Consider the following 20,761-nt stretch of genomic DNA (forward strand, 5'->3'; position numbering starts at 1 on the left):
TGCAATCATTGTACCGATCAGTACAATGAAATCCGATCAGAACAGGAAAGCCCATGTCTAGCCTCGTCCCGCCCTTTACCCTCGAAACTGCCACCCGGAAAGTCCGTCTTGCCGAGGACGGCTGGAACAGCCGCGACCCCGGGCGCGTCTCGCTGGTTTATACGCCGGACAGCCAGTGGCGGAACCGCGCCGAATTCATCACCGGCCGCGCCGAGATCGTCGCTTTTCTCGCCCGCAAATGGGCGAAAGAGCTGGACTATCGGCTGATCAAGGAAATCTGGGCCTTTACCGACGACCGCATCGCTGTCCGCTTCGCCTATGAATGGCACGATGACAGCGGCAACTGGTTCCGCTCCTACGGCAACGAGAACTGGGAATTCGACGCGGCCGGCTTGATGCAGCGTCGTTTTGCCTGCATCAACGATCTGCCGATCCGGGAGACGGAGCGCAAATACCACTGGCCGCTCGGCCGGCGGCCGGACGATCATCCCGGCCTGACCGAGCTCGGCCTCTAAAGCGCGTCGCGATCTTTCAGATTCGCGTGGCCCACGCTTTAGGTCTTGATTTTTCGCATGCCGTGATCGCAAAACCGCTGCACAGTTTTGCGCGATATGCTCTGAACAGGATGAATTCAGACCGGTGAAGACCGTCTATGAACGCGCCGACATTATATCGCTGCTCGCGGAAGCCTTCCGCGAACTCGGCTATGAGGGCGCCACGCTCAGCCGCATCACCGAACGCACCGGCATCGGCAAGGGCAGCCTCTACCACTTCTTTCCCGGCGGCAAGGAGGAGATGGCCGGCGCCGTGCTCGCCGATATCGATGCCTGGTTCGAACAGGCGATCTATAGGCCGCTGCGCAATGACGACGCCCAGCAGGCGATCGCGGCGATGTGGGTCAATGTGAATGATTACTTCCGCTCCGGCGGCCGCATCTGCCTCGTTGGCGCCTTCGCCCTCGATGACACCCGGGAGCGGTTTTCGTCGGCGATCGGCGACTATTTCATCCGCTGGATCGACGCCTTGCGTTCGGCGTTGATCCGGGCCGGCTGTGGCGCGGGGGAGGCGCAGACGCTTGCCGAGGAGGGCGTCTGCGGCATTCAAGGCGCGCTGGTGCTGTCGCGCGCGCTCAGGATGGAAACGATTTTCACCCGGTCGCTGGAAAGACTGGCGAACCGGCTTGAGGCTGCGACACGATGAGGGCCGGCCTTACATCTGCGCCGCTTTGGCCGTATCTTTCAGCGCTGTTGCTGAGGCTGCCGGGTCGGGCGCGTATTTTCCCGCTCAAGGCGAATCTGGCGCCACTCATTTTCCATCTGGTCGACGACGTGCTGGGGAATGGTGGTTTGCGTATTGACGGGCGTCTGCATCGGAAGTCTCCTCTTGTGGTGGTAAGGCTTCGGGCGAAATGATGCATTGCACAAGACAAAAGGCGTGTAAATCAGGGGCTTAGGCACTTCAAACGATTAAGTTCATTTTAATCGATTAAGACGATTTTAACCACGAGATTCACGGGTAACGCGGAATGGTTGTCCACACGGACCGGATACTGTTTTTTGATGCGGTGCGACAGGAACTCTTCAGGGGAGAGCTGACTCAGCCTCAGGTAGTGGGCATGTCCGCGATTCTCGATGCGTGGGAAAAGCGGTTTGCGCAGGCCGATCGCCGATGGCTGGCCTATATCCTCGCGACCGCTTATCATGAGACCGCCTATACGATGCAGCCGGTGCGCGAGACGCTGGCTGAAAGCGATATGCGCGCCGTCGAGATCCTGGAGGCAGCCTTTGCCGCAGGCCGGCTCTCCTGGGTGAAGGCGCCCTACTGGCGGCCAGACGAGGACGGCCGCTGCTGGCTCGGCCGTGGCCTCGTGCAGCTTACCCATAAGCGGAATTACGAGGCGATGAGCGCGCTGACGGGCATCGACCTCGTTGCCGATCCCGATCGGGCGATGGAGATGGATGCGGCGGTGACGATCCTGATCGAAGGCATGCTGCAGGGCAGCTTTACCGGCCACAGGCTTGCCGATCATCTGAATGCGACGACCGAGGACTGGGTCAATGCGCGCCGCATCGTCAACGGCACCGACCGGGCCGAGAAACTCGCGGGTTATGCCATTGCCTTCAATGCGGCGCTGCGTCCGGATGCCGCGTAGCGCAGGCCGCGCGGTTGAAGGCCCCGGGTTCACGTGTTATCGCGCGGACCGACCCCTCTGAAATCTGACAGGAGCTTCTGCGTGATCCGCCATATCGTCTTCTTCACCGTGCAGGAGGAACATCTGGAGGAGGTGAGGGCGGGGCTTTCGATCCTGACGGCCATTCCGCACGCGCGGCTGCTGGAAATCGGCACCAATGTGAAGACCGATCAGCTGGGCACCGAGATCGATCTTGTGGTCTATGGCGAATTTGACGATGAGGCGGCGCTCGCCGCCTATAAGGCGCATCCCGATTATCAGCGCTCGATCGAGCGCGTGCGCCCGCTCCGGGAAAAACGCATCGCCGCCGATTACGACAGCCGCACCGCCGTCACCCGGCCGCTCTGACTTCGGCAAGCGATAGGCTTCGAGCCGAATTCTGAGGAAGTTCAAATGGATGGACGATCCTCTGGAATCAGGTCGCCCGCAGTTGAACGAAGTTCCGAACGATCGGACGCAATCTCCGAAAAAGCCGCAGCAAGCGATTCAAAAGATTCGCCAAACGCGCCTGAATCCGTGTCTCACGAAATGACCGGGCTCGGTTGCGATGCCCGTGCGCCTCGCACCAGCGCCATCAGCATCAGCACGAGGGTCAGCGACAATGCCGCGAGCACGGCTGCGAAAAGCAGTGCCGGACCGGTGCCGGCGCGGTCGAGGATGGCGGTGAAGACGACAGGGGCGACGGCATTGGCAAGGTTTTGCGGCAGCGACAGTCGGGCCGACTGCAGGCCGAATTCGCGCGGCGAAAACAGGGCCAGTGGCAGAAGCGCGCGGGCGACGGTCACGACGCCGGCGCCGAAGCCGTAAAGCAGGATGAAAGTGATCAGCAGCGTCGTCGAAGGACCGGCGGGCAGCAGCATCAGGAAACTCGTCAGCATCAGGCCGATACCCGTGGCGGCGCTGAGGATGGGATTGCCGCGCCGGCCGAGCAGCATATCGAGGAACCGCGCCGATATGCCGAGGATGCCGCGGGCCGAGCCGAGCTGCAGCGCCAAGGCCGGCGAAGCGCCGGACTGGCGGAAGATCTCGAGCAGCGATGGCGAAATGCCGAAGGTGATGAAGGTGGTGATGGTGGTCGTCGCGGCGATCAGCAGGAAGGCCTTGCGCTGCGCCGCCTTCGACAGCGGCACCGGGGCGACGTCGGCCGCGCCGCCGTCGACCTGGGTCGCGATCGGTTTCGGCAGGGCGAAAAGATGCAGCGGCAGGCATATGAAGAATTGCAGCGCCGCGCAGATGAGGAATGTCAGGCGCCATCCGAAGGTGTCGTTGAGCAGGCTGAGGACCGGCCAGAAGACGGCGCTCGATAGCCCGGTGAACAGCATCAGGATGGCAATGACGCGCTTGCCGTTTATTCCTTCGCGCTCGACGACGGCGGTATAGGCCGGCGCGGACAGGCCGAGCGCGCCGCCGACGCCGATCACGATCCAGGCGGCGGCATAGACTATGATGCCGTTTGCGGCGGCAAGCAGAAAAAGACCGAGCGCAAAGGTCAGAGAAGACGCCGAAAGCACCGGCGCGGCGCCATAACGGGCAAGCCAGCGGCCGGTTATCGGACCAACGGCGGCGCTGACCATCATCATGATCGTCAGGCCTGCAAACACCACCTCGTTTGCCACGCCGAGATCGGGCGCCACGATGCGGCCCATGACCCCGAGTATGTCGAAGGTCGTGCCCCAGCCGATCAGCTGGGTGACGGCAAGGACGGCGACCGTCTGCGCCGAGCGGAAGCGGAAGGGTTTTGGCATGGGTGCGGAAAGGGTCTGAAATGCGAGGGTAGCAAGGCATAGCAGTTTCAACCAGCCGGGGAAAGCCGCAATCGGCAAATCCGCTATGCCGGCAGCCTGCATTTTTATCTCGACCGGATGAAAAGATGCACGAATGACATAAGAGCGCGGTACAATTTGAGGACGACCCGTGCGCCCTGAAGCGTGCCCCCATCGGCTGGTCTATCGTGGTTGCGGAATCGGCGCCACGCTGCCGCTTCGGAATCGATGACCTTGGTCGGGGTCACCCCCGGCTTTCGGTGTTTGCCGGAGGTGCTGGCCAACAGCTGGATTCCAGGGGTGAGCCCCCATTGTTTTCAGGTCAAGGCGGACCTGCTTGCGCTTGCGGCAGCGGCAGTTTCCAAGGGCTGAAATCGCTTGCTCCAAGCAGTCGAGAATGGTTCTAAATACCCTGTATTACAGCGCATTCATTTGCCATTCAGGTCACGTGAGTACATAGTCGCACCAAGTTGGAATTACCTTGAAAGCGTAAGACATGGCCTTTCCTCTGAGCGTCGCAGTAGTGGCCGCCGGACTGGTGGTATCGGCGCCCTCACCGGACGGCGCGGGCACCCTCATCCTGCGTGTGGCAGGCGATTGCAGCGCCGCCGCAGCCCAGGTCGTCGAGCAGACGGGCGGGCAGCTCCTGTCCGTGCAACCAGTAGGCGACAGCTGCATCATTACCGTTCTCGTGTCCGGCAATGGCCAGCGTCCACGCAAGGTAACGGTAAAGGTTCCGATGTAACCGGAATCGGTCTATTCAAAACACGATCGATTTGAAACGGACGAAGGCGGACCGATGCGCATTCTGGTAATCGAAGACGACGTCAACCTCAACCGGCAGCTGACCGACACGCTGAAGGAGGCAGGCTATGTCGTCGATCAGGCGTTCGACGGCGAGGAAGGCCATTTCCTCGGCGACACCGAACCCTATGACGCCATCATTCTCGATATCGGCTTGCCGGAGATGGACGGTGTCACCGTGCTGGAAAAATGGCGCGGCGCCGGCCGCGGCATGCCGGTTTTGATCCTGACGGCGCGCGACCGCTGGAGCGACAAGGTGGCTGGTATCGACGCCGGCGCCGACGACTATGTCACAAAGCCTTTCCATGTCGAGGAAGTGCTGGCGCGCATTCGCGCGTTGATCCGACGCGCGGCCGGACATGCATCCTCCGAGATCGTCTGCGGGCCGGTGCGGCTCGATACCAAATCCTCCAAGGCGACGGTCAACGGCACGGCGCTGAAGCTGACCTCGCACGAATACCGCCTGCTCGCTTATCTCATGCATCACATGGGCGAGGTCGTCTCGCGCACGGAACTGGTCGAGCACATGTACGACCAGGATTTCGATCGCGATTCCAACACGATCGAGGTCTTCGTCGGCCGTCTGCGCAAGAAGATGGGCGTCGACCTGATCGAAACGGTGCGTGGTCTCGGCTACCGCATCCAAGCGCCGAAACATGCGAATTAAGTCGCTCACCGCACGTGTGTTGCTGCTGACCACGGTCTGGTCGACGGTGGCCCTGGTGGTGATCGGTCTGCTGATCTCGACGCTCTACCGCAAGAGCGCCGAACGCGGTTTCCAGGATCTCTTGCGGGCCCAGCTTTATAACGTCATCAATTCCGTGACGATCGGCGATCAGGGGGCGTTGAGCGGCAGCCCGCAGCTCGGCGATCTGCGTTTTGCCCAGCCGAAGACTGGCTGGTACTGGGTGGTCGAGCCGCTCGGCACCTATACGACAGCGCCGCTGGTGTCGCCCTCCCTCGGCTCGGCGCTCATCCCGGTTCCCTCCGTCGTCGAGGCGCCTTTCGACAAGAATTACGAGCGCTACTACCAGGTGACGGATGCCTCCGGCAACCGCGTGCAGGTGGCCGAGACCGAAGTGGTGCTCGACACGGACGGGCGCGCGGCGCGCTTCCGCGTGACCGGCAATGTCGATGTCGTCGAGGACGATGTCCGCACCTTTTCTCATAGTCTCTATCTGGCACTTGCCGGTTTCGGCGTCGGCAGCCTGATCGTCAATGCCCTGGCGATCCTTTACGGCCTGAAGCCGCTCGACAAGGCGCGGGCCGCATTGGAGCGCATCCGCGCCGGCGAGAGCGAGCAGTTGAAGGGGGACTTCCCGCGTGAAATCCTGCCGCTCGCCAATGAGGTGAACGCGCTGATCGACAGCAACCGCCGCATCGTTGAGCGGGCGCGCATGCAGGTCGGTAACCTTGCCCATTCGCTGAAGACGCCGATCGCCGTTCTTCTGAATGAGGCGCGCGTTCTCGAAAAATCCCATGGCGAACTGGTGCGCAGCCAGGCGGAATCGATGCAGGGGCAGGTGCAGTCCTATCTCAACCGGGCCCGTATCGCCGCCCAGCGCGAATCCGTGCTCGCCCGCACCGACGCCGAGCCGGCGCTGGAGCGGCTGGTGCGCGTCATGCGCCGGCTGAATGTCGACACCGAATTCGATCTCGTCGTCTCGCCGCCGCATCTCGCCGTCGCCATGGAGCAGCAGGATCTCGAGGAGACGGTCGGAAATCTTCTGGAAAATGCGGCGCGTTTCGCCAAAAGCAGGGTGCGGCTTTCGGCCGTCGAGGCCGGCGAGGACGTGAAAGGGGCGGAAGCGAGCGCGCGCCGCCGCTGGGTGGAGCTCGCCGTCGAGGATGACGGGCCGGGCCTGGAGCCGGACCAGATCCGCGAGGCGCTGAAGCGCGGCCGCAGGCTCGACGAAAGCAAGCCCGGAACCGGGCTCGGCCTTTCGATCGTCACCGAAATTTCCAACGAGTACCAGGGGCGGCTCGAGCTCTCGCGTGGTGAATGGGGCGGGCTGAAGGCGAAGCTTATCCTGCCCGGTGTGACAAAGGATGTTGCATGACCAACTGCTTGATGTCACAAAGATAGTGGCAAACGCATAGCATGCTTTGCCTTAATGCTGACACGGGGACGCTGCACTTCGATCGGCTGAAATTTGACCTCTGATCGCGGTTCGACGCAATGATTCTACGCTCGCAAGGCATGATCGTTTCCACCCTTTTTCTCGCCGTCGCGCTGTCCGGCTGCACGACGACGAAGGGTGCTGCTTCGCGCGGCATTTTTTCGAGCAAACCCTCCGCATCGGTCGCCTTCATCACCGCACTGCAGGGCGGCATTGTCGGCCGCAGCGGTGTGAACTTGAGCGACAGCAACAAACAGCGTGCGCTCGAGGCGGAATATCGGGCGCTGGAAGGGGCGGCGGCCGGCCAGCCGGTGGTCTGGAACGGCAAGGACGTCTCCGGCAAGGTGGTGGCGGCGGCCCCTTACCAAGTCGGTTCGCAGAATTGCCGGCAATATACCCATACGCTGACCGTCGACGGCAAGGACACCGTAGCGCGGGGTGCAGCCTGCCGCAATGACGACGGCAGCTGGTCGCCGCTCGGTTGAAGCCTTTTTGCGAATTGCGGCGAATAGCCTCAAATCTTCGTCATTCCGGCTTTGACAGTTGGAATAGCCGTGCGCTTCACGTATTGGGGCCGATATGCTGTTCTGGATTCTCGTTGCCGTTCTGACGGCAACCGTCGCCGTCATCCTGCTTTACCCCCTTCTGCGCGGTGCGAAGGCGGAACAGGACAGCCGCGTCGGCGAGGCGGCTGTCTATCGCGACCAGCTGCGCGAGCTCGACCGCGATCTTGCCGGCGGGCTGATCACGCCGGAAGAGGCTGATTACGCCAGGGCCGAAGTCGGCCGGCGGCTGATCGCCGTCTCCGCCGGCGAGCCGGAGACGACGCAGAAGCCCATACGGTATCACCGTGTCACCGAAGTTTTGGTCCTCTTGATCCTGCCGGTGCTCGGACTCTGTCTTTATTTGACGACTGGCAGGCCGGACCTGCCGTCGCAGCCGCTGCAGGCGCGGCTGGAAAATCCCGGCGACGACGTCGCGGTGCTGATCGCGAAGGCGGAACGGCATCTGGCCGAAAACCCCGACGATGGCAAGGGCTGGGACGTGTTGGCGCCGATTTATTTCCGCACGATGCGGGTGGCCGATGCTGAGCTCGCCTACCGCAACGCGATCCGGCTTCTCGGCCCGAGCCCGATCCGGCTCGACGGCCTTGCCGAGACGCTGATGGCGGTCTCCGAGGGCGTGGTGACGGAGGAGGCGCGCCAGGTGCTGGTACAGTCGTTGTCGCTGGAGGCCAACAATCCGCGTGCCCGCTTCTACATCGCGCTCAGCATGGAGCAGGCGGGACAGGCCGACGAGGCGCGCCGAGCTTTCGAGGCCTTGGCGCAACAATCGCCGGCCGATGCGCCCTGGCTGCCGCTCGTCAATGAACATATCGCTAAGAACGGCGGCGCGGCCCAGCCGGCGGTGCCCGGCGGACCGACCTCGGAAGATGTGGCGGCGGCGGAAAACATGAGCGCGGGCGACCGCCAGCAGATGATCCGCGGCATGGTCGAAAGCCTTGATGCCAAGCTTCGTGAGGATCCCAACAATTTCGAGGGATGGATGCGGCTCATCCGCTCTTACGCCGTATTGAAGGACAAGGCTGGCGCAGCCGACGCCCTGAAGCGCGGTCTTGCCGCCTTTCCGCCGCCCGGCGAACAGGGCCGGCAATTGCTGACGCTTGCCAGGGAGCTTGGCTTAGCCACGGAGGGAATGACGCAATGACGCGCAAGCAGAAGCGCCTTGCGGTGATCGCGGGTGGGATGAGTTTCATCCTTGCGGCGGTGCTTTTGGTGATGTTCGCCTTCAGCCAGTCGGTGGCTTATTTCTACATGCCGGCGGATCTGGCCAGGACGCCGGTGGCGCCGGAGACCCGCATCCGGCTCGGCGGCCTGGTAGGGGCGGGCAGCGTCGTGCGCGGCGCCGGTTCGACAGTGGAGTTTTCCGTCACCGACGGCAGCGCGAATGCGGTGAAGGTCAGATATACCGGCATCCTGCCCGATCTGTTCCGCGAGGGCCAGGGTGTGGTCACCGAGGGCATGTTTGCCGCTGGCAGCAATATCTTTACCGCCGATACCGTGCTTGCCAAGCATGACGAGACCTATATGCCGAAGGAAGTGGCCGACAAGCTGAAACAGCAGGGGCTGTGGCAGGAAGGCCAGGGGCAGGGGAAACAAGCTGGGGGTCAGCAAACGAAGGGCCAGGAGGCGAAGGCGACGCCATGATCATCGAGATCGGCCATTACGCCCTGGTGTTGGCACTGGCGACGGCGCTTATCGTCTCGATCGTGCCGGTGATCGGCGCCCGTCGTCGCGACCCGGCGATGATGGATGTGGCGAGCGTCGGCTCGCTGGTGATGTTTTTGCTCGTCGCCTTTGCCTTCGCCGTCCTGACCTATGCCCATGTCGTCTCCGACTTCTCGGTCGGGAATGTCTGGGAGAACTCGCATTCGCTGGTGCCGCTGATCTACAAATATTCCGGCGTCTGGGGCAATCACGAGGGCTCGATGATGCTCTGGCTCCTGATCCTGGCGCTGTTCAGCGCGCTGGTCGCTGTCTTCGGAGCCAACCTGCCGCAGACGCTGAAGGCCAATGTGCTGGCTGTGCAGGCCTGGATCTCGTTCGCCTTCACCCTGTTCATCCTTCTGACCTCCAATCCCTTCCTGCGGCTCGATCCGGCGCCGGCCGAGGGCCGTGATCTCAATCCGGTGCTGCAGGATGTCGGCCTCGCCATCCACCCGCCGCTGCTCTATATCGGTTATGTCGGCTTCTCCGTCTGCTTCTCCTTTGCCGTTGCAGCCCTTCTGGAAGGGCGCATCGACGCCGCCTGGGCGCGCTGGGTCAGGCCCTGGACGCTGGCTGCCTGGACCTGTCTGACGCTCGGGATCGCCATGGGCTCCTACTGGGCCTATTACGAGCTCGGCTGGGGCGGCTGGTGGTTCTGGGATCCGGTGGAGAACGCCTCCTTCATGCCCTGGCTGGCGGGCACGGCGCTCCTGCATTCGGCGCTTGTCATGGAAAAGCGCGAGGCGCTGAAGATCTGGACGGTGCTGCTTGCCATCTTGACCTTCTCGCTGTCGCTGATGGGCACCTTCCTGGTGCGCTCCGGCGTGCTGACCTCGGTGCATGCCTTCGCCAGCGACCCCACCCGCGGCGTCTTCATTCTCTGTATCCTGCTGATCTTTATCGGCGGGGCTCTGTCGCTGTTTGCCTTGCGCGCGCCGAAGCTGGCCGCCGGCGGGCTGTTTGCGCCGATCTCGCGCGAAGGCGCGCTCGTCCTCAACAATCTGATCCTGACGGTCGCCTGCGGCACGGTGCTCACAGGCACGCTCTATCCGCTGCTCCTGGAGACGCTGACCGGCGACAAGATCTCGGTCGGGGCGCCCTTCTTCAATATGACCTTCGGCCTGCTGATGGCGCCGTTGCTCGTCATCGTGCCGTTCGGGCCGCTGCTTGCCTGGAAGCGCGGCGATCTGCTCGGCGCGTTGCAGCGGCTCTATGCCGTCGCCGGCGTCGCCTTTAGCGCTGCGGTCGTCGTCTTCTACATCGAGCATGGCGGACCGGTGCTCTCCGTGCTCGGGCTGGCGGCTGGGCTGTTCCTCATCCTCGGCGCCATCGCCGATCTCTGGTACCGGGCCGGCATCGGCAAGGTGGCGGGGGCCATCGCCTGGCACCGGCTGACTGGCCTGCCGCGCTCGGCCTTCGGCACCGCGCTCGCCCATGCCGGGCTTGGCGTCACTGTGCTCGGTATCGTCGCGGTGACGACGTTCCAGAGCGAACATGTCGTCGAGATGAAGCCAGGTCAGACGGTCGATGCCGGCGGCTACAGCCTGCAATTCGACGGCATGCGAGCGGCCAGGGGGCCGAATTACACCGAGGAGCGCGGCCACTTCACCATTCGGCGCGCCGGTGCCGCGGTCGCCGACACCTGGTCGGCCAAGCGGCTTTATACTGCCCGCCAGATGCCGACGACGGAGGCGGGCATCCTGACTTTCGGGCTCAGCCAGCTCTATGTCTCGCTCGGCGACCCCACCAAGGACGGGGGCATCGTCGTGCGCATCTGGTGGAAGCCGTTCATCCTCTGCATCTGGGGCGGCGCCTTGATCATGGCCGTCGGCGGCTTCGTCTCGCTTTCCGACAGGCGCCTGCGCGTCGGCGCCCCGCGTCGCAAGGCCAAGGCAAAACCGCCAGCGTCTGCCATGGAGCCGGCGGAATGACGTATCTCTCCCGTCTCATTGTCGTCCTGTTCGTCCTTTTCACCCCTTTGTCTGCCTTCGCCGTCAATCCCGACGAGGTGCTGGCCGATCCGACGCTTGAGGCGCGCGCCCGCGCCCTGTCGGCGGAACTGCGCTGCATGGTCTGCCAGAACCAGTCGATCGACGATTCCAATGCCGAGCTCGCCAAGGACCTGCGCCTGCTCGTGCGCGAGCGCATCCGTAACGGCGACAGCGATCAGGCGGTGCTAGACTATATCGTCTCGCGATACGGCGAATTCGTGCTGCTCAAGCCGCGTTTCAGCGTGAAGACGGTGCTGCTCTGGGGTGCCCCTGTGCTGCTGGTGCTTGCCGGTGGGGTGTCGCTGCTCCTCTTTGCACGCAAAAGGACTGGCAAGCCGACCGGAAGCAAGCTGACAGCCGATGAGCAGGCGACGCTGAGCAAGCTTCTGCAAAAGTAACGTCCGCGGGCGCGGCCTTCAAATATTCCAAACATTACCAACTTTTCATTGACCGGACAGTTCGCAGTAAGGTGCCGCATCCTATATCTTCATGCATCGACTGATCCGGCGTCGCCGGTCTGAAGATCTAAGAACAAGAGAAGGTGCTCCAATGCTCAAGAATTTCAACGGACGTCCGTCCCTCGCCACTGTGCTCAAGGCTTCTACCGTCGCCGGTATCGCAGCCGCTGTGTTCGCAACCGGCGTTCCGCTCGAAATCACCCGGTCTTACGCCGAAGCCGTCAAGGTTCAGGCGCCTGCCGTTCCGAGCTTCGCCAATGTCGTCGATGCCGTTTCGCCGGCCGTTGTTTCGGTTCGCGTAGAAAATCGCGTCAATCCGGTCGCCGATAACAATGACGGCTTCTCCTTCGATTTCAACGGCCGCGGCTTCGACGACCTTCCCGACGATCACCCGCTGAAGCGTTTCTTCCGGCAGTTCGGCCAGGATCCGAACGACCAGCAGGGCCATCAGCGCCGCTTCGGTCAGAATGGTCCGAACGGTCCCGGCGGTAAAGGCCGTCTGCGTCCCGTCGCCCAAGGCTCCGGCTTCTTCATCTCCGAGGACGGCTACATCGTCACCAACAACCACGTCGTTTCCGATGGCCAGGCCTTCGTAGCCGTGATGAATGACGGCACCGAACTCGATGCCAAGCTGATCGGCAAGGATCCGCGCACCGATCTCGCCGTGCTGAAGGTCGATGGCAAGGGCAGGAAGTTCACCTATGTCAACTGGGCCGACGACAACAATGTCCGCGTCGGCGACTGGGTCGTCGCCGTCGGCAACCCCTTCGGTCTCGGCGGCACGGTCACAGCCGGCATTGTCTCGGCCCGCGGCCGCGATATCGGCTCCGGTCCCTATGACGATTACCTGCAGGTGGATGCCGCCGTGAACCGCGGCAATTCCGGCGGCCCGACTTTTAACCTCAACGGCGAGGTCGTCGGCATCAATACCGCGATCTTCTCGCCCTCAGGCGGCAGCGTCGGCATCGCCTTCGCCATTCCGGCCTCGACCGCCAGGGATGTCGTCGCCGACCTGATGAAGGACGGCCAGGTTTCCCGCGGCTGGCTGGGTGTCCAGATCCAGCCCGTGACCAAGGACATTGCCGAATCCATCGGCCTTTCCGAGCCGAGCGGCGCCCTCGTCGTCGCCCCGCAGCCGGGCTCGCCGGGCGACAAGGCCGGCATGAAGGCCGGCGACGTCGTCACGGCGCTGAATGGCGAGACGATCAAGGATGCCCGTGATCTCAGCCGCCGCATCGGCGCGATGCAGCCGGGCAGCAAGGCCGAGCTTTCGGTCTGGCGGGCCGGCAAGGCGCAGTCTCTGACCGTCGAACTCGGCACGCTGCCGGCCGACCAGAAGGATGCGTCCGCTGATGACAACAACCAGCCGCAGCAGCCCGAGGCGCCGGCATCCGAGAAGGCGCTGGCCGATCTCGGCCTGACCGTCGGTCCTTCCGATGACGGCAAGGGCCTGGCGATCACCGGCATCGATCCGGACTCCGATGCCGCCGACAAGGGCATTAAGGAGGGTGAAAAGATCACCTCGGTCAACAACCAGGAGGTCTCCACCGCTGCCGATGTCGTCAAGGTTCTGAACCAGGCCAAGAAGGACGGCCGCACGCGCGCGCTGTTCCAGATCCAGTCCAGCGAAGGAAGCCGTTTCGTCGCGCTTCCGATCAACGGCCAGGGCTGATCCTTAGGGAATATGGGAGCCGTGCGGAGGAAGCTCCGCACGGCTCGATTCCTCTGCCATTTGAAGGAAGATCGTGATGAGCGCCGCCCCGCATCAAAATGCTTTGAGCCTTGCCGAAACATTGCCGGTGGGTAATGTCGGCCGCATGAAGATTCTCATCATCGAAGATGATCTCGAGGCCGCGGTCTACCTCACGAAAGCCTTTCGCGAGGCGGGTATCGTCGTCGATCACGCCAGCGACGGCGAGGCCGGCCTGTTCATGGGATCGGAAAACACCTACGACGTCATCGTCATCGATCGCATGCTGCCGCGCCGGGACGGACTTTCCGTAATCAGTGAGTTGCGCCGCAAGGGCATCCATACGCCGGTCCTCATCCTCTCCGCCCTCGGCCAGGTCGATGACCGCGTGACCGGCCTTCGTGCCGGCGGCGACGATTATTTGCCGAAGCCCTATGCCTTCAGCGAATTGCTGGCGCGCGTCGAAGTGCTCGGCCGCCGCAAGGGCACGCCGGAGCAGGACGTCGTCTATCGCGTCGGCGATCTTGAACTCGACCGGCTCTCCCACGAGGTGCGCCGCGGCGGCAAGGAAATCCCGCTGCAGCCGCGCGAATTCCGCCTGCTCGAATATCTGATGAAGAATGCCGGCCAGGTGGTGACCCGCACCATGCTGCTCGAAAACGTCTGGGATTATCATTTCGATCCTCAGACCAACGTGATCGACGTGCATGTCTCGCGCCTGCGCTCGAAGATCGAGAAGGATTTCAGCCAGCCGCTCCTGAAAACCATCCGGGGTGCGGGGTATATGATCAAGGACGAGGGATGAGCCGCTTCAGGGTTCTCTTCAAGTCCACTGCAGTCCGCCTTTCGGCACTCTACATTCTGCTATTCGCCATTTGCGCCGCAACGCTCGTCTTCTATGTGACGGCGATGTCGGAACGGCTGCTGACGGGCCAGATTCGCGACGGCGTCCGCCAGGAAGTGGAGCAGGTGCAACGTGCCTATGACGCCGGCGGCATGAACCTGCTGCTGCGCACCATGGAGCGGCGTGCCCGCCAGCCGGGTGCCAATCTCTATATTATCGCCGGTCCCTCGGGCGATATTCTCGCCGGCAATGTCGCCTCGGTGCAGCCGGGTGTCTTCGAGGAGGTCGGTTGGATCTCTGCGCCCTTCGCCTATCAACGTTATACCGACGGTGGTGGTGTCGAGCGCCGCCATCGCGCCATTGCCAATATCTTCGTGCTGGACAATGGCCTCAGAATCCTCATCGGCCGCGACCTCGGTGATCCCGAGCGTTTCCGCCTGCTGGTGCGTCAGGCCCTGATGGTCGCCCTGGCAATCATGGGGCTCGGCGCCATCATCATCTGGTTCGGTATCGGCCGCAATGCGCTGAAACGGATCGACCGCATGTCGGACGCGAGCAAGAAGATCATGGCCGGCGACCTGTCGCAGCGCCTGCCGGTCGGAGGCTCCGGCGATGAATTCGACCGGCTGTCGATGTCCTTGAATACCATGCTGGAGCGCATCGAAAAGCTGAACGAGGGCTTGCGGCAGGTTTCCGACAACATCGCCCACGATCTCAAGACACCCTTGACGCGGCTGCGCAATAAGGCGGCCGATGCGCTCGATATGAGCGATGACAACACGCGGCGCGCCGCGCTCGAAGGTATCATTTCCGAATCGGACCAACTGATCCGCACCTTCAACGCCCTGCTGATGATCTCCCGTGTCGAGGCCGGATCGGTTGCGGCAGAAATGTCGCCGGTCGAGCTTTCGGCCATCGTTTCCGACAGTGCTGAGCTTTACGAGCCAGCAGCCGAGGAAGCCGGTCTCGGCCTCAGCGCCAGCGTCGAGCCCGGCGTCGAGGTGCATGGCAATCGCGAACTGATCGGTCAGGCGATTTTCAATCTGCTCGACAATGCGATCAAATATTCCTCCGATACGCAAGGGGCTGGCGAAGTGTCGCTCAAGCTTGCCCGCCGTCCGGACGGCATCTGCCTGTCGGTGGCCGACAATGGGCCGGGAGTTCCGGCTGACCGGCGCGACGACGTCGTGAAGCGTTTCGTTCGCCTCGACGAAAGCCGTTCAAAGCCCGGCACCGGGCTCGGCCTTTCGCTGGTGGAAGCGGTGATGGAGCTGCATAACGGCCGGCTGGAGCTCTCCGACACCAATCCCGACAAGCCCGAACAGCGCGGACTGACCGTCAGCATGATCTTTCCGGCCAAGGCTGCCTGAACGTCTTGTCTAGCAATACGATAGGCCGGATCGTGTATTGGCGGTTTTCCGGCAGGACCCTAAGTTAACCCGAAACGAAGGCGGCGCGCCGCGATTCCGGGTGACCGCTGCCTTCTGCTGTAGAGCCAGGGAGAGCGCATGCTGACTAAATCGACGCATGGCCTTAAGGATGTCGCTGAAGGGCTGCTGCGCCCGCTGAGCCAGACTGAACTGAAGCTGGCGCTGACCGATCTTCAGGAGGCGGGCAAAAGCGAGCCGTCGGTTGCGACCATGTTGAAGACGGAAGGGCCGCTTCGTGATTTCATCGCCGCCGTGCTGACGCTGTCGCCACATCTGCGCGAAATTGTCACTCTCGACCCGGCCGTCCTTGCCGGCGCCATCATTGGGCCGCTGGAGCCGCAGATCGAAGCACTGATTGCCGAGGCGCGGGGCTGCTGGCGGCCGGACGGCGAGGGGGCGGCGCCGGCCGAATCCGTGGTGATGAGCAGGCTGCGCATCATCAAACGCAAGGCTGCCTTCCTCGTCGCACTCGCCGATCTCTCGCGCATCGTTGACGCTCGGACAACGACCGCCTGGTTGAGCGCTCTTGCCGAAGCCTCAGTCGCGGCAACGATCGACCATCTGCTGCTTTCGGCGCATGAGAGCGGAAAGCTCAGGCTGCGCGATCCGGCCAAACCCAGTGTGGGCTCGGGCCTGATCGTACTCGGCATGGGTAAGCTCGGTGCATGCGAACTCAACTATTCATCCGATATCGATCTCGTCGTCTTCTTCGACGAACAGGCCGGCATCGTGCCCGACCCGGATGACGCGATCGATGTCTTTCCGAGGATGATGCGCCGGCTGGTGCGCATCCTGCAGGAGCGCACGGCCGACGGCTACGTCTTCCGCACCGATTTGCGACTGCGCCCGGATCCCGGCTCGACGCCACTGGCGATCCCAGTCGATGCGGCGATGATCTATTACGAGGGCAGGGGCCAGAACTGGGAGCGGGCAGCCTTCATCAAGGCGCGCGCCGTTGCAGGCGATCTGGCCGCCGGTGGCGAGTTCCTGCGTGGACTGTCGCCTTTCGTTTTCCGCAAATACCTCGATTACGCGGCGATCGCCGATATCCATTCGATCAAGCGGCAGATCCACGCGCATAAGGGCCACGGCGCGATCGCGGTCAAGGGCCATAATGTCAAGCTCGGCCGCGGCGGCATCCGCGAGATCGAATTCTTCGTCCAGACGCAGCAGCTGATCGCCGGCGGTCGCATGCCGGCATTGCGCGGCCGGGCGACGGAGGAGACGCTCGGCGAGCTCACCAAGGCGAAATGGATCGACGCGGAAACCCGTGACGAACTGACGGAGGCTTATTGGTTCCTGCGTGACGTCGAGCACCGCATCCAGATGGTGCGCGACGAGCAAACCCACCTTTTGCCGGAGACCGATGCCGACCTGAAGCGCATCGCCTTCATGATGGGATTCACCGACACGCCGAGCTTTTCCGAAAAGCTGGTCGGTGTGCTGAAGACGGTGGAGCGGCGCTATGCCCGCCTCTTCGAGCAAGAGAGCAAGCTTTCCACCGAAACTGGCAACCTCGTTTTTACCGGCCAGGGCGACGATCCGGATACGCTGGAGACGCTGAAGAAGCTTGGTTTCACCAGGCCATCCGACATTTCTCGGATCATCCGCACCTGGCACTACGGCCGCTATCGCGCGACGCAATCGGTGGAGGCGCGTGAAAGGCTGACGGAGCTGGCGCCCGAGCTCCTGCGCGTCTTCGGCGAAAGCAAGCGCGCCGATGAGGCGCTGCTGCGTTTCGACAGCTTCATCTCGGGCCTTCCCGCCGGTATCCAGCTCTTCTCGCTGCTCGGCAGCAACCCGGCGCTCCTGTCGCTGATCGTCAACATCATGTCCTCTGCGCCCCGGCTGGCCGAGGTGATTGCCGCCAAGCCGCATGTCTTCGACGGCATGCTCGATCCTGGCCTGATGGCCGAGCTGCCGACACGCGACTATCTCGGGGAGCGCCTCAAGGGCTCGCTCGTCCAGGCCCGCCACTATGAGGAGGTGCTCGACCGGCTGCGCGTCTTCGCCGCCGAACAGCGCTTCCTGATCGGCATTCGCTTGCTCACCGGCGCAATTAACGGCGCAATGGCCGCCCGCGCCTTCACCCATCTCGCCGATCTCATCATCGCGGCGGCGCTCGATGCGGTGACGAGCGAGATGCGGGCCGCGCACGGCGACTATCCGGGCGGCCGCATCGCACTTGCCGGCATGGGCAAACTCGGCAGTTTCGAGCTGACGGCAGGTTCCGACATCGATCTGATCTTACTCTATGACTATGACGATGCGGCTTCCGAATCCGACGGGCCGAAGCCGCTCGATGCGACGCGTTATTTCACCCGCATCACTCAGAGGCTGATCGCCGCCCTCTCGGCGCCGACCGCCGAAGGTGTGCTCTATGAAGTCGACATGCGGCTGCGTCCCTCCGGCAACAAGGGCCCGGTCGCCACCCGCATCAATGCCTTCGGCAAGTACCAGCGCCAGGAGGCATGGACCTGGGAGCATATGGCGCTCAGTCGCGCCCGGCTGATCTCAGGCGATGACAGCCTGATCGCCGAGACGGAACATATCGTCCGGGAGGTGCTGTCGACCAATCGCGACATTGCCAAGGTGGCGCACGACGTTGCCGAGATGCGCGACCTGATTGACAAGGAAAAGCCGCCATCCGGGCCTTGGGACCTCAAACACATCCCCGGCGGCGTCATCGATCTTGAATTCATCGCCCAGTACCTGGCGCTGACCGCGCCGACCAGGGGCGTGGGTGTTGCCGTCAACGGAATGAGCACCGGCGAGGCGCTGAAGGTGCTTGGCGATCGGTTGATGACGAGGGGCGATCTCGACCTCTGCCTGGAGGCCTTCGGCCTCTATACCAGCCTCTCACAGCTGATCCGCCTCTGCATCGACGGGCTGTTCGATCCGAACGACGCGCCTGCCGGCCTCATCGAACTCGTCTGCCGCGCCGGCGACTGCCCCGACATCAGAACGCTGGAAGGCGAAGTGAAACGGCTTTCGAAAGCCGTTCGGAAGATATTCCTGAATGTCGTGAAAGCCTGATCTCACATCAGCGAAGCGCGGCCGGCATGCAAGCGTGCTTTCGACGCTCAGCTGTCTTTCACCGCTGCATCGACCCGCTGAGATCTAAGGTTGTTCCGGAATTGCGTGAAAGCAACGAGATAGGCAATTCCGTGAAGAAAACGGAATGCTCTAGCTCATCGGGCCGGACGGCGTCGCTTCGAGCTTGAAGGTTACGCGGATGACCTTATCGAGCCATTCACCCTTTCCGTCATTCTGCAGGCCAAGTCCAAGGGCCAGGCGATCCAACTCCGCCGTGCCGGCAACGATGGCTCGTCCCGCCCCGTCGCGCTGCATCGTAAACGGGACCGACACAGGCACCGTCACACCGCGGACAAGGACATTGCCCTTGCCCAAGTAGGCCTCGCCCGCCGTTTCGAAATGGTCGAGCACAACCTCCACCAGCGGATGGGTGGCCGTCTGCAGGCCGTCGTCGCCGCCGATATTGGGTCTGACGAATGAATTATCGAAATCGATGGAGGCGGCGTCGATGACAATCCGCGCCTTGGCGGCGCCAAGATGGTCCGGATCGAATTCGATGAATGCATCCCATTTTCCGATCGTGCCGGCAGTCGGCGTTCCGGAGAAATTGATCGTGTAGGTCAGCGCAGACTTCGCTTTATCGATCACCCAGCCGGATGGCGATGCTTCAGTCGATCGAAGGTCCGCGGCATTGACGGATGCGGTGCCGCCGGCTCTGGAGATCAACAGTCCGCCGCCGATAAAGCACAGTGCCAGCACGACGGAGACCAGCACGCCGATTGCGGAGGACGGCATCCGGCGCAGCCAGCCGACAGGTATCATTCGCGAAAAGGACGGCATCCGATCGATCACCGAATGCTTGAGCGCGCCGGCCACATGCAGAAGCAGAAGCAACCCGAAACCATAAGCCAGGATGACATGCGCATTCTCGGACGCGGCCTCAACCGTTGCGCGCATCGAGGCCGGAATGGGCAGATGTGGCCAGCTCAGGGCATCGGAGAGAAACAGAAGGGTGGGAATCCCGGTAGATGAAGCCGAAACCAGCAGCCAGCCGGTCAAAGGCACGACCAGCATCAGCGCGTAGAACAGTGCATGGACGATGCTGGCGGCGGCCTGTTCCGCCCGTGTCATCGGCGCATGCGCGGGCGGCGTGTGGAACAGGCGCCAGGCGATGCGGGCGATCGTCAAGGTCAGGACAGCGATGCCGAACGTCTTATGCCACTGGAACATCGCAAAACGCAGCGTATCGGGAACGCTCTCCACACGGCTCATCAGAAAACCCACGGCAAGCTGGGTCAGGATGAGGGCAGCGATGAGCCAGTGCAGGATCATTGCACCTAGACTATAGGCCCGGACCGAATGAGTAGCTGACATAAGTGACTTCCAGTCGTCGCAATGGGAACGCAAAAGAGCCGGTGCAGCCCGACATTGTCCGGCTGCACCGGCAACAAACACCTACTGAGCGACGAACTCGGTTTCGATCGTCAGCTTGACGTCGTCGCTGACAGGACCGACCAAAGCGGCGACACCGAAATCGGAGCGCTTAATCACGCCGGTTGCTGAAAAGCCGACGGTCGGCTTCTTGGACATCGGGTGCGGATTGAGCGCCGCGTTCAGGGTAACGTCGAGCGTGACGGGCTTGGTGACGCCGTGGAAAGTCAGGTTGCCTGTGACGGTTCCGGTCTTGCTGTCCTTGATGTTGATGGCCGTGGAAACGAAGGTGATCTCGCTGAACTTGGCCGCATCAAAGAACATCTTACCGGCAATCTCTGCATTAAAGCTCTTGTCGCCTGCCGGATAATTTGTGCTGACCGAAGCCGGATCAATGGTCGCCGTCAGTTTCGACTTCGTAACGTCCGCAGGGTCGAGCTCGAGCGTCGCGGAAATCTTGTCGAAGCGGCCGATATAGTTGGAAAGACCGAAATGGACGACGCTCCAAAGAACGTTGGTATGGGTCACATCCGCCTGATAGGTGCCGGCAGGAACATCGATTGTCTGCGCATATGCAGTGGAGGACGCAAGTGCCAGGGCACCGGCAACGAGGGCGGACTTAATGAAAAACATTGATAATCCTTGAATTGTTTTGACAGCACATTGCGTGCACCATTTCCCTAGCGAGCACTCCCACCTCGCGAAACAGCGACAAACTGTTCGACGTTTGTTGACA

General features: G+C 62.6%; 19 protein-coding genes and 1 pseudogene. 16 read left to right on the forward strand and 4 right to left on the reverse strand.

From position 1 onward, the window contains the following. Positions 1–53: 53 nt before the first annotated feature. Both J0663_RS15195 and J0663_RS15200 read left to right on the forward strand, forming a co-directional pair. Complete coding sequence (locus J0663_RS15195; RefSeq protein WP_207241144.1) at positions 54–515, forward strand: nuclear transport factor 2 family protein; 462 nt, start codon at positions 54–56, stop codon at positions 513–515. A gap of 124 nt (positions 516–639) precedes the next feature. Beyond that, positions 640–1,200 (forward strand): TetR/AcrR family transcriptional regulator, encoded by a 561-nt coding sequence (locus J0663_RS15200; protein WP_207241145.1) that lies wholly within the window; start codon positions 640–642, stop codon positions 1,198–1,200. 38 nt (positions 1,201–1,238) lie between these two features. Here the strand turns inward: J0663_RS15200 and J0663_RS31615 are convergent, their stop codons facing one another. Next, entirely contained in the window at positions 1,239–1,370 is a 132-nt protein-coding gene (locus J0663_RS31615) for a hypothetical protein (protein ID WP_259665978.1), read from the reverse strand. A gap of 155 nt (positions 1,371–1,525) precedes the next feature. On the opposite strand from J0663_RS31615, the pseudogene J0663_RS15205 reads away from it, so the two are divergent. Together J0663_RS15205 and J0663_RS15210 are read left to right on the forward strand one after the other, a co-directional pair. Beyond that, positions 1,526–2,220: pseudogene (locus J0663_RS15205) on the forward strand (hypothetical protein). A 13-nt stretch (positions 2,221–2,233) separates the two neighbouring features. Then, positions 2,234–2,539 carry a Dabb family protein gene (locus J0663_RS15210; RefSeq protein ID WP_064681999.1) on the forward strand — a complete coding sequence of 102 codons (306 nt, stop codon included), beginning with the start codon at positions 2,234–2,236 and terminating at the stop codon, positions 2,537–2,539. 173 nt (positions 2,540–2,712) lie between these two features. Here J0663_RS15210 and J0663_RS15215 read toward each other — a convergent pair whose 3' ends face one another. Beyond that, positions 2,713–3,936, reverse strand: a complete 1,224-nt coding sequence (locus J0663_RS15215; RefSeq protein ID WP_207244510.1) for an MFS transporter — start codon at positions 3,934–3,936, stop codon at positions 2,713–2,715. A gap of 514 nt (positions 3,937–4,450) precedes the next feature. Between J0663_RS15215 and J0663_RS15220 the strand changes: the two genes are divergently transcribed. From J0663_RS15220 to J0663_RS15275, 12 genes are all read left to right on the forward strand, one after another. Beyond that, a complete protein-coding gene (locus J0663_RS15220; protein ID WP_207241147.1) occupies positions 4,451–4,699 on the forward strand; it encodes a hypothetical protein in 249 nt (82 codons plus the stop codon). A gap of 54 nt (positions 4,700–4,753) precedes the next feature. Continuing rightward, a complete protein-coding gene (locus J0663_RS15225) occupies positions 4,754–5,425 on the forward strand; it encodes a response regulator transcription factor (RefSeq protein ID WP_064682001.1) in 672 nt (223 codons plus the stop codon). Continuing rightward, a complete protein-coding gene (locus J0663_RS15230) occupies positions 5,415–6,818 on the forward strand; it encodes a sensor histidine kinase (RefSeq protein ID WP_064706664.1) in 1,404 nt (467 codons plus the stop codon). The genes J0663_RS15225 and J0663_RS15230 overlap by 11 nt, the downstream gene beginning before the upstream one ends. Positions 6,819–6,937: 119 nt before the next feature. Further along, on the forward strand, positions 6,938–7,363 hold the full coding sequence (locus tag J0663_RS15235) for a hypothetical protein (RefSeq protein WP_207241148.1): 426 nt from the start codon (positions 6,938–6,940) through the stop codon (positions 7,361–7,363). Positions 7,364–7,457: 94 nt separating this feature from the next. After that, a complete protein-coding gene (gene ccmI / locus J0663_RS15240) occupies positions 7,458–8,585 on the forward strand; it encodes a c-type cytochrome biogenesis protein CcmI (RefSeq protein ID WP_207241149.1) in 1,128 nt (375 codons plus the stop codon). Beyond that, positions 8,582–9,085, forward strand: coding sequence for a cytochrome c maturation protein CcmE (ccmE, locus tag J0663_RS15245; protein WP_207241150.1), 504 nt, complete (start codon positions 8,582–8,584; stop codon positions 9,083–9,085). The genes ccmI and ccmE overlap by 4 nt, the downstream gene beginning before the upstream one ends. Beyond that, positions 9,082–11,076: a heme lyase CcmF/NrfE family subunit gene (locus J0663_RS15250; protein ID WP_207241151.1), complete on the forward strand. Its 1,995-nt coding sequence runs from the start codon at positions 9,082–9,084 to the stop codon at positions 11,074–11,076. Before ccmE ends, J0663_RS15250 begins: the two co-directional genes overlap by 4 nt. Beyond that, entirely contained in the window at positions 11,073–11,534 is a 462-nt protein-coding gene (locus J0663_RS15255) for a cytochrome c-type biogenesis protein (RefSeq protein WP_207241152.1), read from the forward strand. Before J0663_RS15250 ends, J0663_RS15255 begins: the two co-directional genes overlap by 4 nt. A 151-nt stretch (positions 11,535–11,685) precedes the next feature. Next, positions 11,686–13,266: a Do family serine endopeptidase gene (locus J0663_RS15260; RefSeq protein ID WP_207241153.1), complete on the forward strand. Its 1,581-nt coding sequence runs from the start codon at positions 11,686–11,688 to the stop codon at positions 13,264–13,266. 76 nt (positions 13,267–13,342) lie between these two features. Further along, positions 13,343–14,089, forward strand: a complete 747-nt coding sequence (locus J0663_RS15265) for a response regulator transcription factor (RefSeq protein WP_281403819.1) — start codon at positions 13,343–13,345, stop codon at positions 14,087–14,089. Further along, positions 14,086–15,498: a sensor histidine kinase gene (locus J0663_RS15270; protein ID WP_207241154.1), complete on the forward strand. Its 1,413-nt coding sequence runs from the start codon at positions 14,086–14,088 to the stop codon at positions 15,496–15,498. The genes J0663_RS15265 and J0663_RS15270 overlap by 4 nt, the downstream gene beginning before the upstream one ends. 138 nt (positions 15,499–15,636) lie before the next feature. Next, a complete protein-coding gene (locus J0663_RS15275) occupies positions 15,637–18,594 on the forward strand; it encodes a bifunctional [glutamine synthetase] adenylyltransferase/[glutamine synthetase]-adenylyl-L-tyrosine phosphorylase (RefSeq protein ID WP_207241155.1) in 2,958 nt (985 codons plus the stop codon). 150 nt (positions 18,595–18,744) lie between these two features. Here the strand turns inward: J0663_RS15275 and J0663_RS15280 are convergent, their stop codons facing one another. Further along, on the reverse strand, positions 18,745–19,968 hold the full coding sequence (locus J0663_RS15280; protein WP_207241156.1) for a cytochrome b/b6 domain-containing protein: 1,224 nt from the start codon (positions 19,966–19,968) through the stop codon (positions 18,745–18,747). Between the two features lie 81 nt (positions 19,969–20,049). Continuing rightward, on the reverse strand, positions 20,050–20,658 hold the full coding sequence (locus tag J0663_RS15285) for a YceI family protein (RefSeq protein ID WP_207241157.1): 609 nt from the start codon (positions 20,656–20,658) through the stop codon (positions 20,050–20,052). Positions 20,659–20,761: the final 103 nt, after the last annotated feature.

Origin of the sequence: Rhizobium lentis (assembly GCF_017352135.1) — a bacterium.
GTDB lineage: Bacteria > Pseudomonadota > Alphaproteobacteria > Rhizobiales > Rhizobiaceae > Rhizobium > Rhizobium lentis.

Bases quoted from the DNA above. Each gene is read 5' to 3' on its own strand.
- ccmI (WP_207241149.1), top strand. From the start codon at position 7,458: ATGCTGTTCTGGATTCTCGTTGCCGTTCTGACGGCAACCGTCGCCGTC.
- J0663_RS15220 (WP_207241147.1), top strand. From the start codon at position 4,451: ATGGCCTTTCCTCTGAGCGTCGCAGTAGTGGCCGCCGGACTGGTGGTA.
- J0663_RS15235 (WP_207241148.1), top strand. From the start codon at position 6,938: ATGATTCTACGCTCGCAAGGCATGATCGTTTCCACCCTTTTTCTCGCC.
- J0663_RS15260 (WP_207241153.1), top strand. From the start codon at position 11,686: ATGCTCAAGAATTTCAACGGACGTCCGTCCCTCGCCACTGTGCTCAAG.
- J0663_RS15195 (WP_207241144.1), top strand. From the start codon at position 54: ATGTCTAGCCTCGTCCCGCCCTTTACCCTCGAAACTGCCACCCGGAAA.
- J0663_RS15250 (WP_207241151.1), top strand. From the start codon at position 9,082: ATGATCATCGAGATCGGCCATTACGCCCTGGTGTTGGCACTGGCGACG.
- J0663_RS15255 (WP_207241152.1), top strand. From the start codon at position 11,073: ATGACGTATCTCTCCCGTCTCATTGTCGTCCTGTTCGTCCTTTTCACC.
- J0663_RS15285 (WP_207241157.1), bottom strand. From the start codon at position 20,658: ATGTTTTTCATTAAGTCCGCCCTCGTTGCCGGTGCCCTGGCACTTGCG.
- J0663_RS15225 (WP_064682001.1), top strand. From the start codon at position 4,754: ATGCGCATTCTGGTAATCGAAGACGACGTCAACCTCAACCGGCAGCTG.
- J0663_RS15215 (WP_207244510.1), bottom strand. From the start codon at position 3,936: ATGCCAAAACCCTTCCGCTTCCGCTCGGCGCAGACGGTCGCCGTCCTT.
- J0663_RS15230 (WP_064706664.1), top strand. From the start codon at position 5,415: ATGCGAATTAAGTCGCTCACCGCACGTGTGTTGCTGCTGACCACGGTC.
- J0663_RS31615 (WP_259665978.1), bottom strand. From the start codon at position 1,370: ATGCAGACGCCCGTCAATACGCAAACCACCATTCCCCAGCACGTCGTC.
- J0663_RS15270 (WP_207241154.1), top strand. From the start codon at position 14,086: ATGAGCCGCTTCAGGGTTCTCTTCAAGTCCACTGCAGTCCGCCTTTCG.
- J0663_RS15265 (WP_281403819.1), top strand. From the start codon at position 13,343: ATGAGCGCCGCCCCGCATCAAAATGCTTTGAGCCTTGCCGAAACATTG.
- J0663_RS15280 (WP_207241156.1), bottom strand. From the start codon at position 19,968: ATGTCAGCTACTCATTCGGTCCGGGCCTATAGTCTAGGTGCAATGATC.
- J0663_RS15275 (WP_207241155.1), top strand. From the start codon at position 15,637: ATGCTGACTAAATCGACGCATGGCCTTAAGGATGTCGCTGAAGGGCTG.
- ccmE (WP_207241150.1), top strand. From the start codon at position 8,582: ATGACGCGCAAGCAGAAGCGCCTTGCGGTGATCGCGGGTGGGATGAGT.